We start from the raw sequence: 25,151 nt of genomic DNA on the forward strand, positions 1-25,151 counted from the left end.
CGGCCCTTTAGCGGTTCGGCCCGCGCTTGGCAAAACACTCTGCCGCAAGCGCCGGGCCGATGCCACCACGGATCAATCGACGTCTTCGACCTCGACCTTTTCACCCGTCACGCGCTGGGACAGCGCGGCGGCCATGAACGGATCGAGCGCGCCGTCGAGCACGTCACCCGGCGCGGTCGAAACGACACCGGTGCGCAGGTCCTTCACCTGCTGATAGGGCTGGAGAACGTAGGAACGGATCTGGTGGCCCCAGCCGATGTCGCTCTTCGAGGCATGCTCCGCGCTGGCGGCTTCCTCGCGCTTGCGCATTTCTTCCTCGAACATGCGCGCCTTCAGCATGCCCATCGCGATTTCGCGGTTCTTGTGCTGCGAACGGTCGATCTGGCTCGCCACGACGATGCCCGAGGGACCATGGGTGATACGCACCGCCGAGTCCGTGGTGTTGACGTGCTGACCGCCCGCGCCGGAAGCGCGATAGGTATCGATCTTCAGGTCGGCCGGGTTGATCTCGATCTCGAAGCTGTCGTCGATCACCGGATAGACCCAGACCGACGAGAAGCTGGTGTGGCGACGCGCCGAGCTGTCATAGGGGCTGATGCGGACCAGGCGGTGGACGCCGCTCTCGGTCTTGGCATAGCCATAGGCGTTCTCGCCCTTGATCAGCAGGGTGCAGCTCTTGATGCCCGCGGCTTCACCGGCGTGATAATCCACCAGCTCCACCTTGTAGCCGTGACGCTCGGCCCAGCGCGTATACATGCGCTGGAGCATCTCGGCCCAGTCCTGGCTCTCGGTACCGCCGGCACCGGCATGGACTTCAAGGTAGGTGTCGTTGCCGTCGGCCTCGCCCGAAAGCAGCGCAGTGACCTTGTCATGATCGGCGCGTTCGGCAAGGGCGGCCAGCGCGGCGATACCTTCATTGATGGTATCTTCGTCGCCTTCCATCTCGCCCAGTTCGACAAACTCGACGGCGTCCTGCATCTCGCGGCTGATCTCGTTCACCGCGCCGATCGAGGCTTCAAGGCGGCGACGTTCCTTCATCACCGCTTCGGCTTCCTTGGGCTTGTCCCACAGCGTAGGATCTTCGACGCGCGCATTCAGCTCGTCGAACCGGCGCAGGGCACGGTCCCAGTCGAGGAACTTGCGGACCAGCGCGAGGGCCTTCTCGATACGCGCAATGTGGGCCTGCCCTTCGGCACGCATGACTTGAAACTCCCAAGAAACGCCCATGACTCCGGTGCCGCGCATAGCGGACCGACGACATAAGTAAAGCACGCGAGCCGCCGGATACCGGCGCACGACGCGGGAAAGCGGCGCTATTACCCGCGGAGGGGGGTAATGTTCAAGTGCCGTGAACGGACTTCTCAGTCCTTCAGTTTCTTCACCGCCGCAAGCGTCAGCTTCACATGGTCGCGGTAGTCGAGATCGGAATGGACCATGACGATCTTCCCGTTTTGCGCGATCACATAGCTGGTGCGGTCGGTCATGCCGGCGGGTGCGCCTTCGCGCTTCAACGCAACATCATAGGCCTTGATGACTGCCGGGGCGGCCACGGCAACCGTGAACTTGTCCCGGCAGGCCTCCGTCGAGAATTTCTGAAGCGTGGGCAGGTCGTCGTTCGACATACCCACCACGGTAGCGCCCAGCTTGGCAAAATCGTCGGTTGCATCAGCGAAGGCGTGCGCCTCCAGCGTGCAGCCCTGCGTGAAGGCCTTGGGGTAGAAATAGAGGACAACCGGCCCCTTCTTCAGCGCCGCCTTGAGGTCGAAGGACATGACCTTGCCCCCCTTGGCGCCCTGCGTCGAGAAGACCGGCGCCTTGGCACCGACGGGCAACGCCGCATCGGCCGCGCCGGCGGAAACAACAAGAGCCATGGCGGCGGCGAGAGCGGGAAAAGTCTTGCGCATGGCGCGCAATCTGGACCTTGGGAGGGAGGCTGTCCAGCCCCCTTCCCCGGCCGCCTTGCGCAGCGCTATTCCCGCAGCTTACTCGATATAGCCGAGAACCGTTCCCACTTCGTAGGTCTCGCCGATGGCAGCCACGATCTTCAGCGTGCCGGACGCCGGAGCCTCCACCTCGTTGGTCGACTTGTCAGCCTCGAGCGAGAACAGCGGCTGACCTTCGGCAACCTGGTCTCCATCACTGGCAAGCCATTCCGCGATCTGCCCTTCCTGCATGGAGAAGCCGATCTTGGGGAGCAGGATTTCAACGGCCATGGTTTTTTCTCGATCCTTTGCGATGTCTTTGACCATTGCCTATCGCGCACCCGCGCACCGGCATAGGGCCGAGCGCGCGGGCACATGCAGGTTTCGCCGGTACGATTACATCGCCAGCGCCGCGTTTTCTCGCGCACAGTCCGGCGCGGCCAGAGAAGCGCGCTTTTCAGCCAGTTCCGCACGGGCTGCCGCCATGTCGGCGGCAAAGGCGGGATCGGCATTCAGGCGCGCAAACACCGTCGCGGCGACCACCCGGCCTTCCTCGATATCGCTCAACCAGTGGACATTGCAGATCCGGCGGCTCTCCCCGAAGGCCCGCCCGCGCGCCACGAGTTCCCCTGCCCTGTCCGGCACGAGATCGGCAAGGATCAACCCCATCCCGAAACCAATCGCGCTGTGCCCGGAAGGATAGGAACCGTCCTTGCGCAGCACCGCCTCCTGATCCGGCGTGCAGGTCGCCTTGCCGTTTTCCATGAAAGGCCGGGCCCGCTGGTAGCGGTTCTTGGTGCGGTAGCTGGCAAGCCCGAAGTCCATCATCGACTTGAGCAGCAGCGCCTGGACCCTGGGCGTCGTCTCGGGGCCGATGCGGAAGCCCGCGGCGCAGGAGAACGTATCGGTGACGCTCGGCGTGAACAGGTTGGCATCGATCTTCGCCTGTTCCCAGCGCGCCGTGCCCTGCATGGCAATCGCAGCACGGGCGCCGTCCTCGTCGCGCGCCATCGCCGCCGATCCCGGCGCAGGCGGCGGAGGATTGAACAGCAGGCTGTTCGGCGCAGTGCCGCGCGGCAGATAGCTGCCATTGCGCATCACAGCCGCCATGGCCGCCTTCTGCGCATCGTCCGGCGACGTGACGGCTGCCGGCGCGGCAGCGGCCTGCGGTTCGCTTGACGCGACGGCGGAAGCACAGGCCGCCAGCGCCGCCGCCCCGCCTACGCCGACCAGAATCCGTGCCATCTTCATCCGCGTAACTCCTTGTCCCTAAACCCCGACGCCCGCTGCCAGACAGAAGGCGCCCGAGCCTGGGACTAGCAGCTACAACGCCGCCGCCTATCGGGATTTGCGAGCAATTTGACGGGTATCGCTCCTGCATTACTCGCGGCGGGTCGATCCGCCGGGCACCGTTCCATCCTCATGCACCATCCAGTGCACGAAGCGATGGAGCGGATACATCGCATCGTGCGGATTGCCGATCGTCGCAGGCCCCGCCTCGCCCAGATGGACAACCCGCTGCGCGCCGCCTGCGGCCAGTCGGTCGCGGAATTGCGCCATGCGGTGGAACGGATAGAACCCCACCGTCTGGGTGGCGACGTTGATCCACTTCACCGCATCGTCGAGGCTATCCACCCGCACGACATTGGCGGTCTTGTTGATGGGGTGGAAATCGACCGGCTCATCGGACCGGATGACCAGCCCCCTGCCGTCGGTCCGCCCCCATACGCGGTAGTCTTGATCCATCAGCATCATGGTATCGACCGACTCGCGCATGTCGCGGTCGAGCGGGCGCACATCTCCGCTTTCGGCCGCGCGGCGGGCGATGTGATGGTGCAGCCGCGCACAAAAGCGGTCGACGTCCTCCTCGCTGCCTTCCACGAACTGGAAACGACTGGCAACGCAGGCCTCCTGATTGAGCGTCATGACGTCATTGGAGCAAAGGTCCGCCACTTGGTCGACGGTCTCTTCGTCCACCAGCGCCTCACGCCCTACAAACGAGATCGAGGTCTTTGGGTCGAAGGAAACCAGCTGAAGTCCCGGCCCCAAATATTTGATGACATTGCCAATTGCATCACCGCCGCCCCAGGCAACGATCTTGTCGAAATACTGCGGGCGATAGAGCACGCGCTCGATCGCAACGTCGCCGCCGCGCCAGTAGACGGCCGACATCGAGCGGACGATCGGGTGGTTCGCGTCGATGTCCGCCATGGTCCGCAGGATCGCAACCATAGTGAAGGGGTCGGCGCTGCTCATCTTGAACAGGTTTATGCCCTTCACCATCGCGCCCTGGGCCACCGACTTTATCGCGACGCCCGGCGAATTGCCCGGCAGCACATGGATAAGGCGGGGCGCGAAAGCGCGCACGAAGCTCTCGCGGCCGGTGAAGTCCTGCTTCGGCACCCATTCATCGAGCGCACGCGGATCGGGGAAGTTCTGCTCGACTTCCGCCATGAGCACGCGCTTGTCGAGATAGGCGGCAGCATGGCGCGCGGTGTTCTCGACAACCGTTCTTGGCAGGATATGCGTGCGGCACATCCGCTCGATGCACTCCTGCATGTGATCGTTGTCGGAGGCGACGAGACGCTGGCCGGTTTCGACAAGGAAGTCGATGACCTCCGCCAACCGGACGCCGAGCAGCGGCGGCACCTCGGTGCGTGGAGGCACCGCGCGGTCGAAAGGTATCCTGGGCGTCGCGAAAGTCACACCGAGGTCTCGCGATTTCTGGATCACGTCTGCGCCATGCAGCACCTCGCCGCGCAGGAAGAACGGAGCCGAAACAAGTTCTTCTGTTTCAGAATGTTGCGTCACAGAGTTCATGCCAAACCTCGCACATAAGCGTCGACCGTGCCGGCACAGCCGATCTTGTCGTCACCTTCCAGATCCGCATAGCGGACGATGTTGTCGCGGATCGAGGGACCGTGGTTTCCGCACTTGCAGGGACCATGATCGAGCGAAATCCGGTCGCCGGTAATCACCCCGCCCCAGCGGCCGTCGAGCGAGAGATCGAAGAACGCGGCGCGACCTTCCATTTCACCTGAAGTGTGGTCCAATGCGTTGTCGCCCGACGTGTCGAGCAGCACCGGTACGATCCACGGCGGCACATGATAGCGCCCACCCTCGCGGCACTTGGGCATGCCCGAGTTCAGTTCCTGCATCGAATAATTCTGGAAGTGGCGATCTTCCGGAATATTGAAGGTATCGAACACATACTCCTGATAATCATCAGGAAGTTGAGCACGCTTCAGCCCGCCGCCGACATAGATCGAGTTGTCCGGGTCGAAATCGGCACGGCCATACCCGGCATCGCGCACGGCCTTCGCCACCTGCCACAGTCCGCTCCACAGACCTGAAAGCTGAAGCTTGCGATGGCGGTTCTCGATGACAAACTGCGCCGTCGCCGGGATCGCGTCAGCCACCGCCTTACCCCGCGCGGCAGAGGTTTCCTCGAAAGCGGCGATCTCGTCGGGACGGGCTGTGCCCTCGGCAATCTTCTTGCGCATCACCACCATCGAGGTGAGCGAACCCACGGTGATCGGCGGCACCGGATAATCCCAGCGCGGCGCCGACGGATCAGCGAATGCCTCATACTGCGCCTGCGCGATGGCGGCATTCTTCGGCACCGCGGCGACCGGTGCGCAACCGACAATCACCCGGTCCTGCGCCGGAACCACGCCGGACCCCCAGGCGAAGACATTGACCGTATCGATCTTCGACCAGTCCATATCCTTCTGCGAGGCGATCAGCATGGCCGACTTGCCGGTGGTGCCGCTGGAACAGGAAATGAAATGACCCTGCGCTGCCAGCCGCTGGGTCCAATCGTCGATACCGTCGACGCTTTCGAGGTTCAGCCCCTCGATCGGATAGGGCGAAATCGTGCCGAGCCAATTGGTCAGCTTGTCCCACCGCTCGTCCGTCAGGAAGTTCTCGGGGTAGGACTTGTAAGCCGTGTGGGGGAACAGCAACGGCACAATGTCGGCAATGGAGTCGATCTTCTCGATTCCCGCGTCACGGGCACGCAGGCTCAGCAGCCTGATGCGTCCTTTCCGCTCCTGAAAACGCTCATCAAGCGCTGCCATCTGCGTCTGGCGCAGTTCCTCCGCACTGAAACCAAAGCGTCGCGGATCGGCGACCTGCGCCATCAGCTTGTCGGCAGCTTCTCCCATTCGTTCTCTCCCAAATGCTGCCGGCCGAAGGTCGCAACTGGACGTCGCTCCTCGACTCGATTAATGGCAGCTTGTGCGTTTCATTATTCACGATTCACTTGGCAGGGCAAGCAGGATCGGTTCCTATGGACCGATGAGCGATGCGTGCGACGTCATGGACAGCCCCGACCCTTCGGCCCCTGCCCCCTCAGGCCCTGCCCCCTCAGGCGGTGCGCGCGCGGGCCGTCCGACGCGCGAACAGGCGCGCGCACGCCACGAACAGCTTCTGGACTGCGCCTTCGGGCATTTTCTGGACAAGGGGTACGAGCCCACCACGATCGAGGCCATCGCCGCCGAAGTCTCGATGACCAAGCGCACGGTCTATGCCCGCCATCCCGAAAAGGCCGCGCTCTTCCGTGCCGCCCTGCGCCGAGGCATGGAACGCCGTGCCGCCAGCCGCGCGCGGATCGAGGCCACTTATGTGGACAGCCTCGAACAGACGCTGGTCAACATCGCGATGCTGCGGATCGAACTTGCCGGAACCGAGGAAGGCATCAAGCTTCAGAGACTGATCAACACCGAAGCCTATCGTTTCCCGGATATCTTCCAGACCTACTACGAGATCGCCGTCCTGCCGACGGTGGAGTTCCTTGCCGACCTGCTGGCAGAGGAAACCGCCCGCGGGACACTGGCAGCGCAAGACCCGATGCTCGCGGCCAATGTCTTCATGAGCATGGTGGCGAGCGGCCCGGTCCGCTTTCTCGCCTCCGGCAATGCGCTCGATGCCGCCAGCGTCAGCCACCGCGTGACCTTTGCGGTCCGCCTGTTTCTGAGAGGCGCCATGCCCCGCTGAACCACGCCAGATCAAAGCAATAACGGGAGAGAACGACATGGCAGCAACACCAGAACCTACACCGGCGCGAAAACGCCGCTGCGTGGTGGTGACCGGCGCAAGCTCGGGCATCGGCCGCGCCGCCGCACAAGCCTTTGCACGCATGGGCTGGCATGTCATCGGCACCGGCCGCGACGAGGCCCGCTGCGACGATGCGGCCCAGCAGATTGCCGCCGCCGCCAGCCGCGAGGCGCGGGTGGACATGCTGCGCGGCGATTTCTCGGAGATGCGCGAGGTCCTGCGCATCTCCCGCGAGATCACCGACCTGACCGCCCATGTCGATGTCCTGGTCAACAATGCCGGCGGCGTCCGCGACGGGTATTACCGCACCTCAGACGGCCTGGAGGCGACATTTGCCGCCAATCACCTTTCCGCCTTTCTCCTGACCCGCGAACTTATGCCGCTGCTGGAGCGGGCTGCCGGAGACAGTGCCCCCGGACTGGTGCGGGTCATCGCGGTCTCGTCGGCAGGTCACGCGGCCTGTTCCGGGATGCGCTGGTACGATCTGGCCATGAAGGCAGCATTCGACGCCAATGCCGCCTATTGCCAGGCCAAGCTCGCCAACCTGCTGTTCGCGCGCGAGCTTGACCGCAAGGTTCGCGACAGGGGCATCGTCTCGCTGGCCATGCACCCCGGCCGCGTGGCGTCAAACTTCGCCAGCCACGCCGACCCGCAGATGCAGGCATGGATGAAAGGGAATGACACCGTGCCGCCGGAGCAGCCAGCCCGAACCCTTGTCTGGCTGGCCAATGCACAGGAACTGGGCGGCATGGGCGGACGCTATTTCCACGATCTCGGGGAGGAGGAGCCGGCACCTCAGGCGCGGGATGATACCGCTGCCGCAAGACTCTGGGCCGAGAGCGAGAGGATGCTGCAAGCCATTCTCGCATCCGCCTTGTAACGGTCTGAAAAAGAACCGTCCCGTACCCGCGCCAGTCGAGGGGGGTGGCTGTGGCGTGAGTACGGGACGGCCGGTGCGACCCGCAAGGCTGTCGCCGGGATGGGCAGAAGGGGATGTCTGCGCTTCCGCGATCACCGAGGCTGTTGTGATCGTTGACGACAAGCAAGGAATACCGCGCTTCGCAAACGATATCATTAGGACTTTCGACCGGGGGGCAAACGCCTGTGCGACAGGCAACGTCCGGCTAACCATCCCCTGCCCCCGAACCATGAGCACACCGTGCTTGACCTGTCCGGATCACCAGCCGAAAGACCGCCGCGCGCTATCCCAGGAGCCTTCGCACGATGACTGCCCCTTCCGCCGCCTTGCCGACCCCGATCGTCCCCCGCCCGCGTCGCAGCGCACTCTACCTGCCCGCCTCGAATGCCAGGGCGCTTGCCAAGGCACGGACCCTGCCCTGCGACGTGGTCATCCTCGATCTAGAAGATGCCGTCGCTCCCGAGGCCAAGGACGAGGCGCGCGATGCCGCGATCGCGGCCATTGCACAAGGCGGTTTCGGTCACCGTGAACTGGTGATCCGCGCCAATGGGCTCGACACCGAATGGGGCGCGGCGGATCTTGCCGCCATTGCCGGTTCGCAGGCCGATGCGGTGCTGGTGCCCAAGGTCAACGATGCTGCGGATATCGCGCGCTACGAGGAAGCGCTTGCCGGCGCGCCGCCGCAGATGCGGCTCTGGGCGATGATCGAGACGTGTGCGAGCGTCGGCAATCTGCCCGCCATCGCCGCCATGGCGCGCACGACCCGGCTTTCCCTCTGGATCATGGGCACCAACGATCTGGCCAAGGAAATGCGCGCGCAGTTGACGCCGTGCCGAACGCCGTTCCTGCCGTTCCTCTCGATGGCCGTAGCCGCCGCCCGTGCAAACGGGATCTCCATTCTGGATGGCGTTTGCAACGAGTTCCGCGATCTGGGAATGTTCGAAGCGGAGGCGCGGCAGGGCCTGATGTTCGGTTTCGACGGCAAGAGCCTGATCCACCCCGCACAAGTGGAACCTTGCAACACCGTGTTCTCGCCCGGCGAGGCCGATCTCGCATGGGCGCGCAACGTGATCGAGGCTTTCGCGCTGCCGGAAAACCGAGGCAAGGGCGCCATCCGCGTCGACGGCAAGATGACCGAACTGCTCCATCTTGACCAGGCGCTGCGCCTGATCGCCGTGGCCGAGCAGATCGCGGCGGCAGGCTAAATACAAAAAAGGGGCGGAAAAACCGCCCCTTTCCCGTTTCCCGAATAGACCGGCTTATTCGCCCTGGGCCGGAACCCTGGCGATCTCGCCCGCCTCGTTGGCAACGACCTTGAGCACCGCCGTCCAGGCATCCACGTTCTGCTGAAGCGCCGCCGGGTCCACCTTGTCGAGCGTATCGTCGGGCGTGTGATGCAGGTCGAAGTAGTGCGTGCCGTCCTGCCCCAGATCGATCACGGCCAGGTTCTGCGCCTGAATGATCCCGGACACGTCCTCGCCGCCATCGGCAGCACCGGCATGCGGGGTAATGCCCATCGGCCAGAGCGCGGCCTTCACCTTGTCCACCATGGCCTGGTTCTGCGGCGCGGCGGAGAACTTCACCTGCCAGACCTTGTCCGCGCCGAAGTCGCTTTCCATCGCCAGCGCATGGGGTTCGGAACCATGCATCTTCACATAGGCCGCGTTGCCGCCATTGCTGAGGCCCATTTCCTCGTTGCCGGCCCAGAGCACGCGGATGGTGCGCAGCGTCTGCCCATCCTTCTGCGCGGCAAGCGCGGCGGCAGTGACGATGGCGCAGCCGGAAGCATCGTCGATGGCGCCGGTGCCGAGGTCCCAGGAATCGAGGTGGCAGGCCAGCACGATCTTCGGCAACGAGGGATCGCGGCCCGGCAGGTCGGCGATCACGTTGCCCGAAGGGGCGTTGGGGAACGGCTTGCCCGCCAGCGTCAGGTCGATCTTCATCGGCTGACCGCGCTGGGCGATGCGCGCGATCAGGTCGGCATCGGGGTTGGAGACGGCGCCGGCCGGGATCGCTGTCACGCCCTTGGGGAACACGGTCACGCCGGTATGCGGGTTGCGGTGGCTGTCCGTACCCGCCGAGCGGATGACGATGGCCGAAGCGCCCTTCTGCGAGGCCAGTGCCGGCCCCTTGCGGCGCACATCGCCGTAGGGCCCGTAGCCAGACCCGTCCTGCGCCGCCCGCATGGCGTGATCGACGAACGCGATCTTGCCCTTCAGCGAACCATCGGGCGCGGCGCGCAGGGCATCGAGGGTCGGGAAGTAGACCAGTTCCGCCTTCAGGCCGCCCGCGGGCGTCGGCACCGACATGCCCAGCGCGGCAATCGCCAGCGGCTGGCTGTAGGGCGCGGTGAGCACGGCCTTTTCCTCGCCGCGCGTCCACGCGAGCGTGGTGAACGGCTCCACCTTGACGTTCTGGAAGCCGAGCGCCTTCAGCTTCGCGTCCGCCCATGCCCGGGCGCGGCCCTCCGCATCCGATCCGGCAATGCGCGGGCCGATCTCGGTGGTCAGCCCCTCGACGATGTCCCAGGCGACGCCCGAACCTTGCGTCGGCGTGGCGAGTGCGGGAACAGCCACTAGCGCGGCGGCGGATGCGGCGAGAAGCGCCGCGCGGGTGAATGATCTTTGCATGTCAACTGGCTAGCCCGGCTTGGCCATTCTGCCAACGGTGGCGATGCAATATTTGGGCAAGGATTTGGGCAGGGATTTGGGAAGGGCCCGGGGCCCCGCCGAACGCCCCCTTGAAACCCGCAGGGCCAGCCCCGATGTTCCGGCCATCATGTCAGGCGGGACATGGCACGCGCCGGTTCCCCGCCCCTGCCCTTGGCAACAGAGGCGTGCGCCTGTAGAGCGGCGCCCAAGACACCCGACATTTCGATCTTACAGACTTTCCATCCAGAGGAATCCGATGGCCGCGCAATACGCCTTCGTCATGAAGAGCATGACCAAGACCTTCCCCGGCGCCCAGAAGCCGGTGCTGAACGACATCAACCTGCAGTTCTATCAGGGCGCCAAGATCGGCATCGTCGGCCCGAACGGCGCCGGTAAGTCGACCCTGATCAAGATCATGGCCGGTATCGACACCGACTTCACCGGCGAAGCCTGGGCAGGCGAGAACATCTCCGTCGGCTACCTCGAGCAGGAACCGGAACTCGATCCGACCAAGACCGTGCTCGAAAACGTCAAGGACGGCGCCCGTGCGACGGCCGACATGGTCGACCGCTTCAACGCGATCGGCATGGAAATGGGCGAGGAAGACGCCGATTTCGAAGCCCTCGGCGCCGAGATGAGCGAGCTGCAGGACAAGATCGACGCGGTTGATGGCTGGACGCTCGACAACCAGCTCGAGATCGCGATGGAAGCGCTGCGCTGTCCGCCGGGCGACTGGCCCGTCGACAAGCTGTCGGGCGGTGAAAAGCGCCGCGTCGCGCTCACCCGCCTGCTGATCCAGAAGCCGTCGATCCTGCTGCTCGACGAACCGACCAACCACCTCGACGCCGAATCCGTCGAATGGCTGGAAAACCACCTCAAGGAATACGCGGGCGCGGTGCTGATGATCACCCACGACCGTTACTTCCTCGACCACGTGGTGGACTGGATCCTCGAACTCGACCGCGGAAAGTACTTCCCCTACGAAGGCAACTACTCGACCTACCTCGAGAAGAAGGCCAAGCGCATGGAGCAGGAGGACCGCGAGGAATCCGGCCGCCAGAAGGCGCTCAAGGACGAGCTGGAATGGATGCGGCAGACCCCCGCCGCCCGCCAGACCAAGTCGAAGGCACGTATCCGCAAGTTCGAACAGCTCCAGGAAGCCCAGGCCGGTCGCAAGCCCGGCAAGGCCCAGATCGTCATCCAGGTGCCCGAGCGCCTGGGCGGCAAGGTCATCGAGGTGAAGAACATCTCGAAGGCCTTCGGCGACAAGCTGCTGTTCGAGGACCTGTCGTTCATCCTGCCGCCGGGCGGCATCGTCGGCGTCATCGGCCCGAACGGCGCCGGCAAGTCGACCCTGTTCAAGATGCTCACCGGCAAGGAACAGCCCGACAGCGGCTCGATCGAGATCGGCTCGACCGTGCACCTGGGCTTCGTGGACCAGAGCCGCGACCACCTCGACCCCAAGAAGAACGTCTGGGAAGAAGTGTCCGACGGCCTCGACTACATGAAGGTCAACGGCCACGACATGTCGACCCGCGCCTATGTCGGTGCGTTCAACTTCAAGGGCGCCGACCAGCAGAAGAACGTCGGCAAGCTCTCGGGCGGTGAACGCAACCGCGTGCACATGGCCAAGATGCTCAAGGAGGGTGGCAACGTCCTCCTGCTCGACGAACCGACCAACGACCTTGACGTCGAAACGCTGGGCGCGCTGGAAGAAGCCATCGAAAACTTCGCAGGCTGCGCCGTGGTCATCAGCCACGACCGCTTCTTCCTCGACCGTCTGGCGACTCACATCCTCGCCTTCGAGGGCAACAGCCACGTCGAATGGTTCGAAGGCAACTTCGAGGCTTACGAAGAAGACAAGCGCCGCCGTCTGGGCGATGCGGCCGACCGTCCGACCCGTCTCGCCTACAAGAAGCTGACCCGCTGAGCTTAGCGATTTAGCTGATATAACAAGGCCGTCGTCCCGAAAAAGGACGGCGGCCTTGTTCATTTTCAGGTTTAGAAAAATGAATGAACGGCAACAGCGCGGTTCACCGATGCGACAGCCGGTGCGGTATATCTACCAGACATAGGATAAGTCGCGGGTCGCCTGCGACAAGTCCGGTTTGGAGACCGGAAGACAATGACAAAGGGTACGACACTGAAGTTCCTCAAGGGTGCGGGTGCAGCAGGTGCCATGGCGGTGGCGCTGACCTCGCTTGCGGCAACCCCGGCGATGGCGGACGACGACCGCCGCGGCAGTGAAGCGCGCAGCGAACGCGGCGGCGGCAACGGCAACTGGCGCGGCAATCGCGTCCTCAGATGCGCGCGCCTCAGCAGCAGCAAGGTGGCGGCCAGCGGCCCGACTGGGCCTCCGGTTCGCGCGCCCAGGGTGGCGGCCAAAATGGTGGCCAGAACGGGGGCCAGAACGGGGGCCAACCCCAGGCCCCTCGCCCTGATGTCCAGCGGCCTTCGCAGGGCAACGGCGGCAACGCCTGGCGCGGACAGGGCCAGCCTTCCCGCACGCCGGACTGGGCCCGCAATCTCGGCAACAACCGCCCTGGCAACGACTCCGACCGGAACCGGCCTTCCGACAACCAGCCCGGGCGCCCCTCGTGGCAGGGAGGTCGGGACGGCCCTGATCGCGGCTCCGATGGACGTCCCGGCAATGGGCCAGACCGTGGCCCAGATGGCCGGCCAGACCGTGGCCCCGATAGCCGGCCCGACCGGGATCGCGACGGCCCCAACCGCTGGAACGACCGCGACCGTGACCGAGCGCCAGCCTGGAAGGGCGGACAGGACCGCCGACCGGACCGCGACCACCGCTGGAGCAACGACGATCACCGCTGGGACCGCAACGACTGGCGCCGGGATAACCGCTACGACTGGCGCGACTATCGCGATCGCCACCGTTCGGTCTACCGCGCGCGGCCGTACTACGCCCCCTATCGCGGCTATTCGTATCGCCGCCTGAGCATCGGTTTCTACATGAGCTCGATGTTCTACGGCAGTTCCTACTGGCTCGACGATCCGTGGATGTATCGCCTGCCGCCCGTCTACGGCCCCTACCGCTGGGTCCGCTATTACGACGACGTGCTGCTGGTCGACACTTACTCCGGCGAAGTGGTCGACGTGATCTACGACTTCTTCTGGTAATTCGAGAAACGCCTCCGAAGCCCTTGCTTCGGAGGCGTTTTCATCATGGTAATCGGCAACCGATTGATCTTGCCGAATGCCGCGCTAAGCTGATCCGGCAATGGCGCAAGAACACCATCCAGATTGCGAAGCGCTCGCCCGGATCGGTGCCGATGTGCGTGATCGCCTGTCGCTGATGGCGGCGGCGAGGCGCATCGCCGTCGATGATGCGGAAATCTACACCATTGCCAACTTCCTGCCCTCCGCCACCTGCCGGCGACTGACGGCCCTGATCGACGCCGTTGCCTGCCCTTCCCGGCTGGTCGAGGAAGCGGACTGGGAGGGGTACCGAACCAGCTACTCAGGCGATATCGACCCTGGAGACACCACTGTCCGCAACCTTGAGCAGGAACTGGCGCACCTTACCGGGCTCGACGCCACCCGCAGCGAATGCGCGCAAGGCCAGCGCCACCTCACGGGCGAATATTACCACGAGCATTGGGACTGGTTTGACACCAAGGCCGACTACTGGGCGGGAGAGGATCGCAACGGCGGACAACGCAGCTGGACGGCGATGGTCTATCTCAACGCCGTCGAGGAAGGCGGGCATACCGATTTCACCCGCCTTGGCCTGCGCGTGACGCCCTGCCCCGGCACCTTGCTGCTGTGGAACAATGCCCTGCCCGACGGCACGCCCAATCCCTGGACGATCCACGCGGCCCGCCCCGTCGTGCGCGGGGTGAAGTACGTCGTCACCAAATGGTATCGCGCCCGCACGTGGCAGTAGCGAGCCTCAGCATTCCTCGCCGTTTTCGGCGGCCTTGCGATTGTCGAGATATTCCATCAGCTGATCGAAGCGGCGGTGCAGCCGGATGATTTCCAGCTGGGTGCGCAAGTTCACCTCGTAGTCGTGCCGCGCGGTAATGCGATCCTTGTCCGCCTGCCGGTTCTGGCTCATCATGATGACCGGCGCCTGGATCGCCGCCAGCATCGAGAGCATCAGGTTCAGGAAGATATAGGGATAGGCGTCGAAGGGCTTGACGCCCAGCATCTGCAGCACGCTCGAATTGAGCAGCATCCAGCCGAGCAGCACCACCGCAAAGGCGATGATGAACCCCCAGCTGCCGCCGACCGCCGCCACCTTGTCGGCAATGCGGTCGCCATGGCTGGCATGCATCGCCGCCAGTTCATCGGCATCGGGGCCGACCAGCGTACCGGCCGCCAGCCGATCAAGCACGCGTCGATCCTCGGGATCGAGCTCCGCCAGCTTGCGCCCGAGGAGTTCTTCGGCGAGTTCCTCGGGCGTTCGCGGGTTCCTGCGCATTCCGGCGTACCTTTCGACCTCAGGCGGCCGACAGGGCCTCGGCGATCAGTTTGCGCGTTTCGGGCACGCCGTAAAGGGCAATGAAGCTGCCCATGCGTGGCCCCTGCGGCGAACCGAGCAGCGTTTCGTAGAGCGCCTTGAACCAGTCACGCAGGCTTTCGAAGCCGTAAGCCTCGTTCTTGCCGATCTCATAGACGGCGTTCTGAAGGTTTTCGGCCGTTGCCTCACCGCCGAGCTTCTCCAGCTCGGCATCCAGCACCTTGAGCGCTTCGGCCTCGTTGGCGGTCGGCGCGCGGCGCTGCAGGGTCGGCGCGATGAAGTCGCGGTTGGTGGCAAGCGCCGCGCGGACCATCTCGCCCAGTTCCGGGTGCGCTTCAGGGCGGGCATCCGCGATGTAGTTGCCGAGGTAGGACCAGACCTGCTCCGCCGTGGCATCGGCGCCCAGCACGCCCACGAGGTTGAGCAGCAGCGAGAACGTCACCGGCACGCTGTCGCCCGCACCTTCGCCGCCGCCATTGGCGCGCAGCAGGTGCCAGACCGGGTTGCCGAGCTGCTTGTCCAGCGCCTGGTCGGCCAGATTACCGCGGAACTGCCAGTATTCGTCGACCGCCTTGGGGATCACGCCGACGTGAAGCTGCTTGGCGCTCTTCGGTTCGCGGAACAGGTAGAAGCCCAGCGATTCCTCGGTGCCGTACGTCAGCCACTGCTCGATGGTGAGACCGTTGCCCTTGGACTTCGAAATCTTCTCGCCGTTCTCGTCAAGGAACAGTTCGTAGATCAGCCCTTCCGGCTTGCGGCCGCCCAGCACCTGCACGATCTTGCCCGACTGGGTGACCGAATCGGTCAGATCCTTGCCGCACATTTCGTAATCGACGCCCAGCGCGTACCAGCGCATCGCCCAGTCGACCTTCCACTGCAGCTTGGCCTTGCCGCCGAACACCGACTGTTCGACGACCGAGCCGTCCTCGTCGGTGAAGCGGACCATGCCGGTCGCCGGATCGAGCACTTCCACCGGCACCTGCAGCACCACGCCGCTGGTCGGCGAAACCGGCAGGATCGGCGAATAGGTCTTGCGGCGCTCCTCGCGCAGCGTCGGCAGCATGATGTCGAGAATGCCCTGGTTGCATTCCAGCACGCGGGTCAGCGCGGCATCGAACGCGCCGGAATTGTAGCGGTCGCTGGCCGACACGAATTCGTAGTCGAAGCCGAAACGGTCGAGAAAGTCGCGCAGCATCGCGTTGTTGTGATGCGCAAAGCTCTCATGCGTGCCGAACGGGTCGGGAATGCGGCTGAGCGGCTTGCCGAGATTGGCGGCCAGCACTTCGGCATTGGGAATGTTGTCCGGCACCTTGCGCAGCCCGTCCATGTCATCCGAGAAAGCGACAAGGCGGGTCGGCGCACCGCCGGTCAGTGCCTCGTAGGCACGGCGGACCAGAGTGGTGCGCAGCACTTCCTGGAAGGTGCCGATATGCGGCAGGCCCGAGGGACCGTAGCCCGTCTCGAACAGCACCGGCGCGGGCTTTCCATCCGGGCCAGTTTTTCCGTTCGGGAAACGCTTGAGCAGCTTCTGGGCCTCCTGGAAGGGCCAGGCCTTGGACACGCGTGCGGCTTCGATCAGGGCTTGTTTAGTCATGCGCGCGCTATGACGCGAATTTGCCGCATTTCGCAAGCGCGAAGCTATGCGGGGAACCACTCGAGCGGGGAGCCGTTGTGAATTTTCAGGTCGCAGAAGGACATGGTCAAGTCGTGAAGTACGTCGATACCCTGCAGAAACAGCTCGAAAGCATGGCCGAGGGCTTCGTGCAGGCGCTGCCCAGCCTCGTCATCGCGCTCATGGTGCTCATGGTGACCTGGGCGCTGGCCCGCTTCGCCGTGCGCATGGCCGACAAGCTGACATCCCGTGCGACGATCCGCAACGATCTCAAGCAATTGCTCGACACTCTGGTACGGCTGTTCGTCTGGGTCATCGGCTCGCTGGTTGCGCTTACTGTCGCGGTGCCGAGCTTCACCCCGGCAGGCGCTTTCGCGGGCCTGGGCGTCGGCGCTCTGGCCATCGGTTTCGCGTTTCAGGACATCTTCGAGAACTTCCTCGCCGGCGTCCTCATCATGCTGCGCGACAAGATGAACATCGGCGATTCGATCCAGTGCAACAGCATCCAGGGCAAGGTCGAGCGTATCACCCTGCGCGAAACGCATATCCGCCAGTTCACCGGCGAACTGACGGTTGTGCCGAATTCGATGCTGTTCAAGAACCCGGTCCGCATCCTCAACGACGAACCGGTGCGCCGCGACGAACTGGTCGTCGGCATTTCCTACGACGCCGATCTCGACCAGGCCGAGAGCATTCTGCGCGAGGCGGTGAGCGGCGTGGAAGGCGTGGATTCGAGCAAGACCATTCTGGTCGTCGCCCAGACCTTCAATTCAAGCTCGATCGATTTCCTGATCCAGTGGTGGGCAGACACCACCCCGCGCGACATGCGCATCACCAAAAGCGACGCCATCAAGGCCATCAAGGCCGCGCTGGACGGGGCGGAGATCGAGATCCCCTACCCCTACGTCACCAACACTTTCAAGGAAGCGCTGCCGATCGACCGCGCGCATTCGCCGGAAAAGCGCGCGGCCTGAACGGTGGGCCGGAATGATAGGTGGCCGGATCAACCGGCCACCTCGTCCTGCCACTTCCAGTCGTAGGTGAGCGGCGCTTCGCGGAAAGCGAAGCGGTCGATGTGCCGGGCGACCACATCGGTCAGCCCCTGCACGTCATCCCGGTTTTCGCCGGTGATGGCGATGGCGATGCCGGTATCCCCCGCCGCCATCGTCGCCACGGCATTGGGGAAGGTCACCGTGCCGGTGCTACCTTCCACAGCGGTTTCGAGCTTGTGGCTCCAGTGCTTGCACAACTGCAGCACGTACTTCGCGCCATTGGGCGTGGCGACCTCTGCCCCGATCGTGTGGCTCATCCTTCGATCCTTTCGATCTTGCGGGTCGCCTCGTCGAGCGCATCGGCGACCTGGAGGATGATCGCGCGATCGGCACCGTCCTTGGAAAGACGGTCGTGCACGGCCGTGCGCAAGGCGTGAATGGCCCGGCGCACGGGCGCGGGATCGACCCGGTCGCGCGCTTCCGCCAGCGCCGAAAGACGCGCCTTGAGCGTGACGACCTTCTCGGCATCGCCTTCGGCCTGGGTACGGCCTTCGCCGGTCGCCTCGTAGGACTTGCGGGCGCCCTCTTCGGCCTTGGCCGCGATCAGCCCCGCTTCTTCCATGTAGGTCAGCGCCGGATAGACCACCCCCGGGCTCGGCGCATAGTCGCCGCCCGAAAGCGCCTCGATCTCGCGGATCAGCTCATAGCCGTGACGCGGCGCCTCGACGATCAGTGCGAGCAGCAGGATCTGCAATTCCGCCTGATCGAACAGGCGCTTGCGGCGTCCGCCGCCCATGCGCCCGCCACCGGGGCCGAAACCGCCCCCGAAGCCGCCCCCAAAACCGCCACCGAAACCTTCACCCCGGCCACCGCGACCGCGTCCACGACCGCCGGGGAAACCGCCTTCGAAATCGTCACCGTCACGCCCGAAGGGCCCACGCTCCATGCCGAACCCACCGCGTCCGCGCATGCCGCGCGGGCCGAAGCGGCCTTCGCCGCGAAATTCGCTCCGGAACTCATCGCCGCGCCCATCGCGGCAACCACGACGTCCGCCGTGCTTGTGATGAATTTTCATCGTTCTCTTCTCGTTTTCCATCTTCATGATGGCCTCAAGATATATTTTAAATCGCACGCCACAAGACTCTAAAATGTATCTTGATGTATTTTTTATGCGGAAGCACTGTGGAACCTCGGGTTTCCGCCAAAACCCGGCATTGCCGGGTTTCCCTTTTCGTTCTGCCGTGCCTAAGACGGGGCAATGGCCGCCCTCTCCATCCCCGCCCTTCATGCCAGCCACGCAGGTTCCTGGCTGCGCGAGGGTTCCGGCACGACTCGCCCTGTTTCCAAAGGCGAAGCAGTCACCGCAGCCGCCGACACGCCGCTGCTGATCCTCAACGCCCCGCTCGTCGCCACCCGACTCGGCTACCCCGATCTGTCCGGACTCGACCTGCTGGAACTGTTTGCCTTCGTGCACCCTGCCCGCTTTGTCGTCCCCACCGCAAAGGGGCTTGCCCATGCCCTGGGGCTCGATGAACCCAAGGGCGATGCCGATGTGCCCAAACTGCTGCAGGAGGCCGCCGGGGCGCTGCTGGAAACCTGCGAAAGCGACCAATGGGCCGAACGTGAAGGCGCGTGGACCGGCCTCCAGTCACTCGTGCGCATGCGCTGGCCCTGGGCCAACCTGCTTGGCGCGCACATCCGCAAGCCGGAGCGAGCCGAACGCTGGCTGTTCACCCGCCTGCCGGAATGGGAAGAGACGCCCGAACTGCCGCAGCCCCGCCAGATCGTGCTCGAAGGCGATGCCGTGCTGCGGCGACTGGCCGAACTCACCGGCAGCAACGCCGAACAGCGCCCCACCCAGCAGGCCTATGCCGCCGAGGCCGCCTATGCCTTTGCCCCGCGCGAGGCACGCGGCCGCCCGCATGTGGTGCTGGCACAGGCCGGAACCGGCATCGGCAAGACCCTTGGCTATCTCGCTCCGGCCTCGCTCTGGGCGCAGGAATCGGGCGGCACCGTCTGGGTCTCGACGTATACCAAGGCGCTGCAGCGGCAGCTGCGCAAGGAAAGCCGCCGCGCCTGGCCCGAGTATCGTCCGGACGGCAGCCAGCCCGTGGTCGTGCGCAAGGGCCGCGAGAACTACCTTTGCCTGCTGAACCTCGAAGACGCGCTGCAAGGCGGCTTTGCCGGACGCGCGGCGATCATGGCGCAGCTCGTCGCGCGCTGGGCCGCCTATTCGCAGGATGGCGACATGATCGGCGGCGACCTGCCGGGCTGGCTCGGCACCCTGTTCCGCCAGCGCGGCATCACCGCCCTCACCGACCGGCGCGGCGAATGCGTCTATGCCGGCTGCCCGCATTTCCGCAAATGCTTCATCGAGCGCGCCACCCGTGCCAGCGTCGGCGCCGACCTCGTGATCGGCAACCATGCGCTGGTCATGATCAACGCCGCACGCGGACGCGATCAGGCCGCGCGGCCGACCCGCGTGGTATTCGACGAAGGCCATCACGTCTTCGATGCCGCCGATTCAACCTTTGCCGCAGCGCTCACCGGCGCCGAGGCCATCGAACTGCGGCGCTGGGTGATCGGCCCCGAAAAGAACGCGCGCGGCCGCCGCCGCGGCCTCTCCGCCCGCCTTGCCGACGTCGCCAGTTATGACGAGGCCGGGGCCAAGGCCATCACCGCCGCCTGCGCCGCCGCCGAGTCCCTGCCCGGCGACAGCTGGATGCAACGCATCGTCGACGGAGCCCCTTCCGGTCCGCTGGAAGAGCTGTTCGCCGCCGCCCGCGCCACCGTCTACGCCCGCGACGAGAGCGGCGGGCAGGAAGCGGGCTACGGCCTCGAAACCGAAGCCGCGGGCCTCGACGGTGCATTCGTCGAACGCGCCGAAGCCGCGCGCGAGGCACTGAGCGAACTGCGGCAGCCACTGATGCGGCTCGGCCTGCGGCTCGAGGCCCTGCTCGAGGACGGGCCAGACTGGCTCGACGGTCCCGGCCGCGCCCGTATCGAAGGCGCCCGCCAATCGCTTGGCTGGCGGATCGACCTGCTCTCGGCATGGGAAACGATGCTGGCCCGGCTCAGCGGCCCCGCCGATCCCGAGTATGTGGACTGGCTGGCGGTCGACCGGTCCGACGCGCGCGAATACGATATCGGTATCCACCGCCACTGGCTCGATCCGATGAAGCCGTTCGCCAGTGTCGTGCTGGAACCGGCCCACGGCGTGGTCATGACCTCGGCCACGCTGCGCGACGGCGAAGGCTGGGAAAAGGCGATCAAGCGATCGGGCGTGCCCTATATCGAAGTCACGCCGAAACTCTCCGAACATCTCAGCCCCTTCGACTATGCCGAGCAGGCCGAAGTGCTGATCGTCAACGACATCCCGCGTGGCGACATCCCGGCGCTCGCCGGCGCCTATGGCCGGTTGATCGAAGCCTCGGGCGGCGGCGTGCTGGGCCTGTTCACCGCGATCCGCCGCCTGCGCGCCGTGCATGGACGCATTGCCGACCGTCTCGCGCGCGGCGGCCTGCCGCTCTATGCCCAGCATGTCGATCCGATCGACACCGGCACGCTGGTCGACATCTTCCGCGACGATCCCGCCGCCTCGCTGCTGGGCACCGATGCCCTGCGCGACGGGGTGGACGTGCCCGGCCATTCGCTGCGGCTTGTCGTCATGGAGCAAGTGCCATGGCCGCGGCCGACCATCCTGCACCGTGCGCGGCGGCTGGCCGGGGGCGGCTCGTCCTACGACGACGGCCTGATCCGCGCCAAGCTGGCGCAGGCCTTCGGCCGCCTGATCCGCAGCAAGGGCGACCGCGGCCATTTTGTCGTTCTATCCTCCGCCTTTCCATCGCGCCTCCTGAGCGCGTTCCCGAAGGGCACGCCGGTTCATCGGATTTCACTGGAAGAAGCCTTGCATCGCGTGGCCGCAAGTGTTTCAGGGGAAACCGTCAAGGACGGCAATCACGCCCGCCCGCCGGTTTGACCCGTTCAGTGTGAGCTTGATCCCCGCATGAAAACTCTCGGCATTTTCAGGCACGCCAAATCGGACTGGAACGACGCCCGCCTGCGGGATTTCGACCGCCCGCTGAACAAGCGCGGACGCAAGGGCGCAGCCTTGATGGGCCTGCACATCCGTGACCATGCGGTGAGATGGAACCGTATCCTCGCCTCTCCGGCGGTGCGCGCCGCGCAGACGATCGAACTGGCCGAGGAAGCCGCTGGCGAATCGCCGGCGATCACCTGGGACCGCCGCCTCTATCTGGCCAGCTCGGCCATTCTCATGGATGTGCTGCGCGAGCAGACCACCGATCCCGGCACCCTCATGCTGGTCGGCCACAATCCGGGCCTCGAAGACCTGATCTTCGACCTCGTGCCCGACGACAGATCGAGCCCGATGCGCGACATGGTCGAGGAGAAGTTTCCGACCGCCGCCTTTGCAGTGATCGAACTGGACATCGCATCCTGGAGCGAGATTACCGACGGCTGCGGCCGACTGGTGCACCTCACCCGCCCGCGCGACCTGGACCCCGAACTGGGGCCGCAGATCGAATTCTGATCGGCAGCAGCCGCCGCGCGGATCAGGACAAAGGCGAAGTCAGGCGGCCAGGGCCGCTGCCAGCTTGTCGCGGATGGCGCGCAGCCGCGCGAGACGTTCGGGCGAAATATCCGCCACCAGCGACGCCGGCTCTGCCGCCGGAGCCGCCTGCAGCGCCGTCGCTTCCGGTACGCTTCCACCTTCCAGCGCCTGCCGGGCACCCCGCAGGGTATAGCCCTCGCGGTGCACCAAACGGTCAATTTCGGCAATCAAAGCAACATCTTCCGGCCGATAATAGCGGCGTCCACCCGCGCGCTTGATCGGCTGAAGCGCCGGAAACTGCTCTTCCCAATACCGCAGCACGTGCTGGCGCACGCCCAGAGCCTTGGTCACCTCGCCAATCGTGCGCAGCGCGTCCGCCGCCTTCCCATCGTCAAAACGAGAAAGCGGCGCTTGCGACACCGGATCGCGATCCGGATTCTGAGACATGAAATTCGCTCCTTACGGGCCACCGCCCCCAGAGCGGCCATGGTCAGACTTGCGCGATGCGATCCTTGAGCATCTGGCTAGCACGGAACGTCATCACCCGACGCGGCGTGATGGGCACCTCAATCCCTGTCTTGGGATTTCGGCCGATACGTTCACCCTTGTCCCGCAACAAAAACGTACCGAAACCGGAGATCTTGACGTTCTCCCCATCGGTCAATGCGTTGGACATATGCTGAAGAATGGCTTCGACCATACCAAGCGATTCTGCCCGTGACAGGCCCAACCGGCGATGGATGGCTTCCGCGATCTCAGCTCTCGTCAATGTTTCCGTGGAGCGCATAACACCACATCCCCTTCGAGCCCGAACCCCCATGACGATCATATGAAAAAATGAGGGAAAAGCAATGCTCGACGCAGGAGACTGCGCCGATTTGAAACAGGCTCAACGGAACTACATCCGGATCAGGCTGGCGCCCCAGGTGAAGCCGCCGCCCATCGCTTCCAGCACGACCAGGTCGCCCTTCACGATTCGGCCGTCCCGCACCGCCTGATCGAGCGCCAGCGGCACCGATGCAGCAGAGGTATTGGCGTGCTGGGAGACCGTCATCACCACCTTTTCGGCGGGAAGATTGAGCTTGCGCGCGGTCGCATCGAGAATGCGGGCATTGGCCTGATGCGGCACCAGCCAGTCGATGTCCTGCGCGGTGTGACCGGTTTCGGCCAGCACTTCCTCAAGCACTTCGGCGAGATTCGTCACCGCGTGACGGAACACTTCGCGGCCTTTCATGCGCAGCTTGCCAACGGTTCCCGTCGTCGACGGTCCGCCATCGACGAACAGAAGCTGGTTATGCGCGCCATCGGCATGGAGACGGGTAGCGAGCACACCGCGCGGCTCCTCGCCCTCTTCCTGCTCCTGCGCCTCGAGCACGATCGCGCCCGCGCCGTCGCCGAAGAGCACGCAAGTCGTGCGGTCTTCCCAGTCGAGAATCCGGCTGAAAGTTTCCGAACCGATCACCAGCGCGCGCTGGGCCATGCCCGAACGCAGCATCGAATCGGCAACACCGACCGCGTAGAGGAAACCCGAACAGACTGCCGCCACGTCAAAGGCGATACCGCCGCGGCAGCCAAGATTCGCCTGAACGATCGTGGCGGTGGCCGGGAAGGTCTGGTCCGGAGTGGCCGTTGCCAGCACGATGAGGTCGATCGACGCGGCGTCGATGCCGGCCGCCTCGATCGCCTTGCGGGCGGCGTCGGTGGCAAGGCTCGACGTCGTCTCGTCGGCATCGGCGATATGACGGTTGGAGATGCCGGTACGCTCGACGATCCATTCGTCGCTGGTATCGACCTTCTCTGCCAGTTCTGCGTTGCTGACCGCGCGGCGCGGCAGGGCAGAGCCCGTGCCGACGATGACCGAACGCCGCATCAGGCGCGCTCTTCCTGGACGCGCGTCTTGCGCAGGGACGTCCCACCCATGCGGGCGAGGTCGGCGGAAATCCGCTCGGTCACATTTTCCTCCAGGAGTCGCGCAGTCACCGCGACGGCATTGGCGACACCGGCGGCATTGGCGCCGCCATGGCTTTTCACCACGATACCGTTGAGACCCAGGAAAACTGCGCCGTTATGATTATTGGGATCGAGATGGTGCTTGAGCAGTTCGGTGGCCGGCTTCGAGATCAGGAACCCGATCTTAGAGCGCAGCGAACTGGTGAAGCCCCGACGCAGCAGGTCGGCGACGAAACGGGCCGTACCCTCCACCGCCTTCAGCGCGACATTGCCCGAGAAACCGTCGGTCACGACGACATCCATGTCGCCGCGGCCCAGCTTGTCGGCCTCAGTAAAACCGTCGAAGGACATCGACAGGTCGGCGGCGGAAGCCTTGAGCATCGCTGCCGCATCGCGCAGCATTTCGGTGCCCTTGGTTTCCTCGGTGCCGATATTGAGCAGACGCACGCGCGGCTGCTCGCGCCCCGTGGCAACGCGGGCATAGGCAGCACCCATGATCGCGAACTGCACGAGATTGCGCGCATCGCATTCCGCATTGGCGCCAAGGTCGAGCATGACGAGGTCATGGTCTTCCAGCGTCGGCAGCAAGGCGGCAAGCGCGGGCCGGTCGATACCGGGCATCGTGCGCAGCGAGAGCTTGGCGATCGCCATCAGCGCGCCGGTATTACCGGCGCTGACGGCGGCTCCGGCGTCACCCGCCTTCACCGCCTCGATAGCGCGCCCCATCGAGGTACCCTTGGCCCGGCGCAAGGCCTGGCTGGGCTTGTCCTCACCGCTGATGACGCCTTCGGTATGCAGGATTTCGGAGCTGGCCCTGAGGTTGGGATGAGCCTCAAGTGCGGATTTGATCCGCGGCTCGTCCCCCACCAGCAGGAACTTGAACTGATCATGGCGACGGCGCGCAAGTGCGGCGCCCTCGATCATGACGCGCACACCTTCGTCGCCGCCCATCGCATCGATAGCGATACGCGGCAGACTCATGCTTTTTCTCCGA

24 protein-coding genes are annotated in these 25,151 nt (G+C 64.9%); 9 read left to right on the forward strand and 15 right to left on the reverse strand.

Going from position 1 to position 25,151, the window contains the following annotated elements:
* Nucleotides 1-72 precede the first annotated feature (72 nt).
* The 6 genes from prfB to OKA11_RS02785 form a co-directional block, all read right to left on the reverse strand.
* On the reverse strand, nucleotides 73-1,200 hold the full coding sequence (prfB, locus tag OKA11_RS02760) for a peptide chain release factor 2 (protein ID WP_267218712.1): 1,128 nt from the start codon (nucleotides 1,198-1,200) through the stop codon (nucleotides 73-75).
* Between the two features lie 161 nt (nucleotides 1,201-1,361).
* Nucleotides 1,362-1,904 (reverse strand): peroxiredoxin, encoded by a 543-nt coding sequence (locus tag OKA11_RS02765; RefSeq protein ID WP_267218713.1) that lies wholly within the window; start codon nucleotides 1,902-1,904, stop codon nucleotides 1,362-1,364.
* 78 nt (nucleotides 1,905-1,982) lie between these two features.
* A complete protein-coding gene (locus OKA11_RS02770; protein WP_142633384.1) occupies nucleotides 1,983-2,213 on the reverse strand; it encodes a biotin/lipoyl-containing protein in 231 nt (76 codons plus the stop codon).
* Between the two features lie 105 nt (nucleotides 2,214-2,318).
* Nucleotides 2,319-3,173 carry an acid phosphatase gene (locus tag OKA11_RS02775; RefSeq protein WP_267218714.1) on the reverse strand — a complete coding sequence of 285 codons (855 nt, stop codon included), beginning with the start codon at nucleotides 3,171-3,173 and terminating at the stop codon, nucleotides 2,319-2,321.
* A 129-nt stretch (nucleotides 3,174-3,302) separates the two neighbouring features.
* Nucleotides 3,303-4,655 carry an acyl-CoA reductase gene (locus OKA11_RS02780; protein WP_267218715.1) on the reverse strand — a complete coding sequence of 451 codons (1,353 nt, stop codon included), beginning with the start codon at nucleotides 4,653-4,655 and terminating at the stop codon, nucleotides 3,303-3,305.
* A gap of 83 nt (nucleotides 4,656-4,738) precedes the next feature.
* Complete coding sequence (locus tag OKA11_RS02785) at nucleotides 4,739-6,064, reverse strand: hypothetical protein (RefSeq protein WP_267218716.1); 1,326 nt, start codon at nucleotides 6,062-6,064, stop codon at nucleotides 4,739-4,741.
* 157 nt (nucleotides 6,065-6,221) lie between these two features.
* Between OKA11_RS02785 and OKA11_RS02790 the strand changes: the two genes are divergently transcribed.
* The 3 genes from OKA11_RS02790 (at nucleotide 6,222) to OKA11_RS02800 (ending at nucleotide 9,104) form a co-directional block, all read left to right on the forward strand.
* The gene (locus tag OKA11_RS02790) at nucleotides 6,222-6,920 is read left to right on the forward strand and encodes a TetR/AcrR family transcriptional regulator (RefSeq protein ID WP_267218717.1); all 699 of its coding nucleotides are present in this window, start codon (nucleotides 6,222-6,224) and stop codon (nucleotides 6,918-6,920) included.
* 37 nt (nucleotides 6,921-6,957) lie between these two features.
* On the forward strand, nucleotides 6,958-7,860 hold the full coding sequence (locus tag OKA11_RS02795) for an SDR family NAD(P)-dependent oxidoreductase (RefSeq protein WP_267218718.1): 903 nt from the start codon (nucleotides 6,958-6,960) through the stop codon (nucleotides 7,858-7,860).
* A gap of 344 nt (nucleotides 7,861-8,204) precedes the next feature.
* The gene (locus OKA11_RS02800) at nucleotides 8,205-9,104 is read left to right on the forward strand and encodes an HpcH/HpaI aldolase/citrate lyase family protein (RefSeq protein WP_267218719.1); all 900 of its coding nucleotides are present in this window, start codon (nucleotides 8,205-8,207) and stop codon (nucleotides 9,102-9,104) included.
* A gap of 54 nt (nucleotides 9,105-9,158) precedes the next feature.
* Here the strand turns inward: OKA11_RS02800 and OKA11_RS02805 are convergent, their stop codons facing one another.
* Complete coding sequence (locus tag OKA11_RS02805; RefSeq protein WP_267218720.1) at nucleotides 9,159-10,529, reverse strand: M20/M25/M40 family metallo-hydrolase; 1,371 nt, start codon at nucleotides 10,527-10,529, stop codon at nucleotides 9,159-9,161.
* 277 nt (nucleotides 10,530-10,806) lie between these two features.
* Here OKA11_RS02805 and ettA point away from each other — a divergent pair, with 277 nt between their 5' ends.
* The 3 genes from ettA (at nucleotide 10,807) to OKA11_RS02820 (ending at nucleotide 14,454) form a co-directional block, all read left to right on the forward strand.
* Complete coding sequence (gene ettA, locus OKA11_RS02810; protein ID WP_142633370.1) at nucleotides 10,807-12,480, forward strand: energy-dependent translational throttle protein EttA; 1,674 nt, start codon at nucleotides 10,807-10,809, stop codon at nucleotides 12,478-12,480.
* Between the two features lie 374 nt (nucleotides 12,481-12,854).
* Nucleotides 12,855-13,688 carry an RcnB family protein gene (locus OKA11_RS02815; protein WP_267218721.1) on the forward strand — a complete coding sequence of 278 codons (834 nt, stop codon included), beginning with the start codon at nucleotides 12,855-12,857 and terminating at the stop codon, nucleotides 13,686-13,688.
* A gap of 100 nt (nucleotides 13,689-13,788) precedes the next feature.
* On the forward strand, nucleotides 13,789-14,454 hold the full coding sequence (locus tag OKA11_RS02820) for a 2OG-Fe(II) oxygenase (protein WP_267218722.1): 666 nt from the start codon (nucleotides 13,789-13,791) through the stop codon (nucleotides 14,452-14,454).
* A gap of 6 nt (nucleotides 14,455-14,460) precedes the next feature.
* On the opposite strand, the gene OKA11_RS02825 is transcribed toward OKA11_RS02820, so the two are convergent.
* Both OKA11_RS02825 and OKA11_RS02830 read right to left on the reverse strand, forming a co-directional pair.
* On the reverse strand, nucleotides 14,461-14,991 hold the full coding sequence (locus OKA11_RS02825) for a DUF1003 domain-containing protein (protein WP_267218723.1): 531 nt from the start codon (nucleotides 14,989-14,991) through the stop codon (nucleotides 14,461-14,463).
* Between the two features lie 19 nt (nucleotides 14,992-15,010).
* Nucleotides 15,011-16,624 (reverse strand): lysine--tRNA ligase, encoded by a 1,614-nt coding sequence (locus tag OKA11_RS02830; protein ID WP_267218724.1) that lies wholly within the window; start codon nucleotides 16,622-16,624, stop codon nucleotides 15,011-15,013.
* Nucleotides 16,625-16,737: 113 nt separating this feature from the next.
* On the opposite strand from OKA11_RS02830, the gene OKA11_RS02835 reads away from it, so the two are divergent.
* Nucleotides 16,738-17,616 carry a mechanosensitive ion channel family protein gene (locus OKA11_RS02835; RefSeq protein WP_267218725.1) on the forward strand — a complete coding sequence of 293 codons (879 nt, stop codon included), beginning with the start codon at nucleotides 16,738-16,740 and terminating at the stop codon, nucleotides 17,614-17,616.
* A gap of 29 nt (nucleotides 17,617-17,645) precedes the next feature.
* Here the strand turns inward: OKA11_RS02835 and OKA11_RS02840 are convergent, their stop codons facing one another.
* A complete protein-coding gene (locus tag OKA11_RS02840) occupies nucleotides 17,646-17,951 on the reverse strand; it encodes a DUF2218 domain-containing protein (protein ID WP_267218726.1) in 306 nt (101 codons plus the stop codon).
* Nucleotides 17,948-18,709, reverse strand: a complete 762-nt coding sequence (locus OKA11_RS02845) for a PadR family transcriptional regulator (RefSeq protein WP_267218727.1) — start codon at nucleotides 18,707-18,709, stop codon at nucleotides 17,948-17,950. The genes OKA11_RS02840 and OKA11_RS02845 overlap by 4 nt, the downstream gene beginning before the upstream one ends.
* Before the next feature lie 183 nt (nucleotides 18,710-18,892).
* On the opposite strand from OKA11_RS02845, the gene OKA11_RS02850 reads away from it, so the two are divergent.
* Together OKA11_RS02850 and OKA11_RS02855 are read left to right on the forward strand one after the other, a co-directional pair.
* Entirely contained in the window at nucleotides 18,893-21,613 is a 2,721-nt protein-coding gene (locus OKA11_RS02850; protein ID WP_267218728.1) for an ATP-dependent DNA helicase, read from the forward strand.
* 27 nt (nucleotides 21,614-21,640) lie between these two features.
* Complete coding sequence (locus OKA11_RS02855) at nucleotides 21,641-22,186, forward strand: SixA phosphatase family protein (protein ID WP_267218729.1); 546 nt, start codon at nucleotides 21,641-21,643, stop codon at nucleotides 22,184-22,186.
* 39 nt (nucleotides 22,187-22,225) lie between these two features.
* Here OKA11_RS02855 and OKA11_RS02860 read toward each other — a convergent pair whose 3' ends face one another.
* The 4 genes from OKA11_RS02860 to plsX form a co-directional block, all read right to left on the reverse strand.
* A complete protein-coding gene (locus tag OKA11_RS02860; protein WP_267218730.1) occupies nucleotides 22,226-22,654 on the reverse strand; it encodes a MerR family transcriptional regulator in 429 nt (142 codons plus the stop codon).
* Between the two features lie 43 nt (nucleotides 22,655-22,697).
* Complete coding sequence (locus OKA11_RS02865) at nucleotides 22,698-22,994, reverse strand: integration host factor subunit alpha (RefSeq protein WP_142633349.1); 297 nt, start codon at nucleotides 22,992-22,994, stop codon at nucleotides 22,698-22,700.
* A gap of 111 nt (nucleotides 22,995-23,105) precedes the next feature.
* Nucleotides 23,106-24,077, reverse strand: coding sequence for a beta-ketoacyl-ACP synthase III (locus tag OKA11_RS02870; protein ID WP_267218731.1), 972 nt, complete (start codon nucleotides 24,075-24,077; stop codon nucleotides 23,106-23,108).
* Nucleotides 24,077-25,138 (reverse strand): phosphate acyltransferase PlsX, encoded by a 1,062-nt coding sequence (gene plsX, locus OKA11_RS02875; RefSeq protein ID WP_142633345.1) that lies wholly within the window; start codon nucleotides 25,136-25,138, stop codon nucleotides 24,077-24,079. Before plsX ends, OKA11_RS02870 begins: the two co-directional genes overlap by 1 nt.
* Nucleotides 25,139-25,151 lie beyond the last annotated feature (13 nt).

The organism is Novosphingobium clariflavum (assembly GCF_026420865.1).
GTDB classification, from domain to species: domain Bacteria; phylum Pseudomonadota; class Alphaproteobacteria; order Sphingomonadales; family Sphingomonadaceae; genus Novosphingobium; species Novosphingobium clariflavum.

Excerpts from the sequence above, each read along its gene's own strand:
- prfB (WP_267218712.1), bottom strand. The coding sequence starts at position 1,200 with ATGCGTGCCGAAGGGCAGGCCCACATTGCGCGTATCGAGAAGGCCCTC.
- OKA11_RS02765 (WP_267218713.1), bottom strand. The coding sequence starts at position 1,904 with ATGCGCAAGACTTTTCCCGCTCTCGCCGCCGCCATGGCTCTTGTTGTT.
- OKA11_RS02770 (WP_142633384.1), bottom strand. The coding sequence starts at position 2,213 with ATGGCCGTTGAAATCCTGCTCCCCAAGATCGGCTTCTCCATGCAGGAA.
- OKA11_RS02775 (WP_267218714.1), bottom strand. The coding sequence starts at position 3,173 with ATGAAGATGGCACGGATTCTGGTCGGCGTAGGCGGGGCGGCGGCGCTG.
- OKA11_RS02785 (WP_267218716.1), bottom strand. The coding sequence starts at position 6,064 with ATGGCGCAGGTCGCCGATCCGCGACGCTTTGGTTTCAGTGCGGAGGAA.
- OKA11_RS02790 (WP_267218717.1), top strand. The coding sequence starts at position 6,222 with ATGAGCGATGCGTGCGACGTCATGGACAGCCCCGACCCTTCGGCCCCT.
- OKA11_RS02795 (WP_267218718.1), top strand. The coding sequence starts at position 6,958 with ATGGCAGCAACACCAGAACCTACACCGGCGCGAAAACGCCGCTGCGTG.
- OKA11_RS02800 (WP_267218719.1), top strand. The coding sequence starts at position 8,205 with ATGACTGCCCCTTCCGCCGCCTTGCCGACCCCGATCGTCCCCCGCCCG.
- OKA11_RS02805 (WP_267218720.1), bottom strand. The coding sequence starts at position 10,529 with ATGCAAAGATCATTCACCCGCGCGGCGCTTCTCGCCGCATCCGCCGCC.
- ettA (WP_142633370.1), top strand. The coding sequence starts at position 10,807 with ATGGCCGCGCAATACGCCTTCGTCATGAAGAGCATGACCAAGACCTTC.
- OKA11_RS02815 (WP_267218721.1), top strand. The coding sequence starts at position 12,855 with ATGCGCGCGCCTCAGCAGCAGCAAGGTGGCGGCCAGCGGCCCGACTGG.
- OKA11_RS02820 (WP_267218722.1), top strand. The coding sequence starts at position 13,789 with ATGGCGCAAGAACACCATCCAGATTGCGAAGCGCTCGCCCGGATCGGT.
- OKA11_RS02825 (WP_267218723.1), bottom strand. The coding sequence starts at position 14,991 with ATGCGCAGGAACCCGCGAACGCCCGAGGAACTCGCCGAAGAACTCCTC.
- OKA11_RS02830 (WP_267218724.1), bottom strand. The coding sequence starts at position 16,624 with ATGACTAAACAAGCCCTGATCGAAGCCGCACGCGTGTCCAAGGCCTGG.
- OKA11_RS02840 (WP_267218726.1), bottom strand. The coding sequence starts at position 17,951 with ATGAGCCACACGATCGGGGCAGAGGTCGCCACGCCCAATGGCGCGAAG.
- OKA11_RS02845 (WP_267218727.1), bottom strand. The coding sequence starts at position 18,709 with ATGAAAATTCATCACAAGCACGGCGGACGTCGTGGTTGCCGCGATGGG.
- OKA11_RS02850 (WP_267218728.1), top strand. The coding sequence starts at position 18,893 with ATGGCCGCCCTCTCCATCCCCGCCCTTCATGCCAGCCACGCAGGTTCC.
- OKA11_RS02855 (WP_267218729.1), top strand. The coding sequence starts at position 21,641 with ATGAAAACTCTCGGCATTTTCAGGCACGCCAAATCGGACTGGAACGAC.
- OKA11_RS02860 (WP_267218730.1), bottom strand. The coding sequence starts at position 22,654 with ATGTCTCAGAATCCGGATCGCGATCCGGTGTCGCAAGCGCCGCTTTCT.
- OKA11_RS02865 (WP_142633349.1), bottom strand. The coding sequence starts at position 22,994 with ATGCGCTCCACGGAAACATTGACGAGAGCTGAGATCGCGGAAGCCATC.
- OKA11_RS02870 (WP_267218731.1), bottom strand. The coding sequence starts at position 24,077 with ATGCGGCGTTCGGTCATCGTCGGCACGGGCTCTGCCCTGCCGCGCCGC.
- plsX (WP_142633345.1), bottom strand. The coding sequence starts at position 25,138 with ATGAGTCTGCCGCGTATCGCTATCGATGCGATGGGCGGCGACGAAGGT.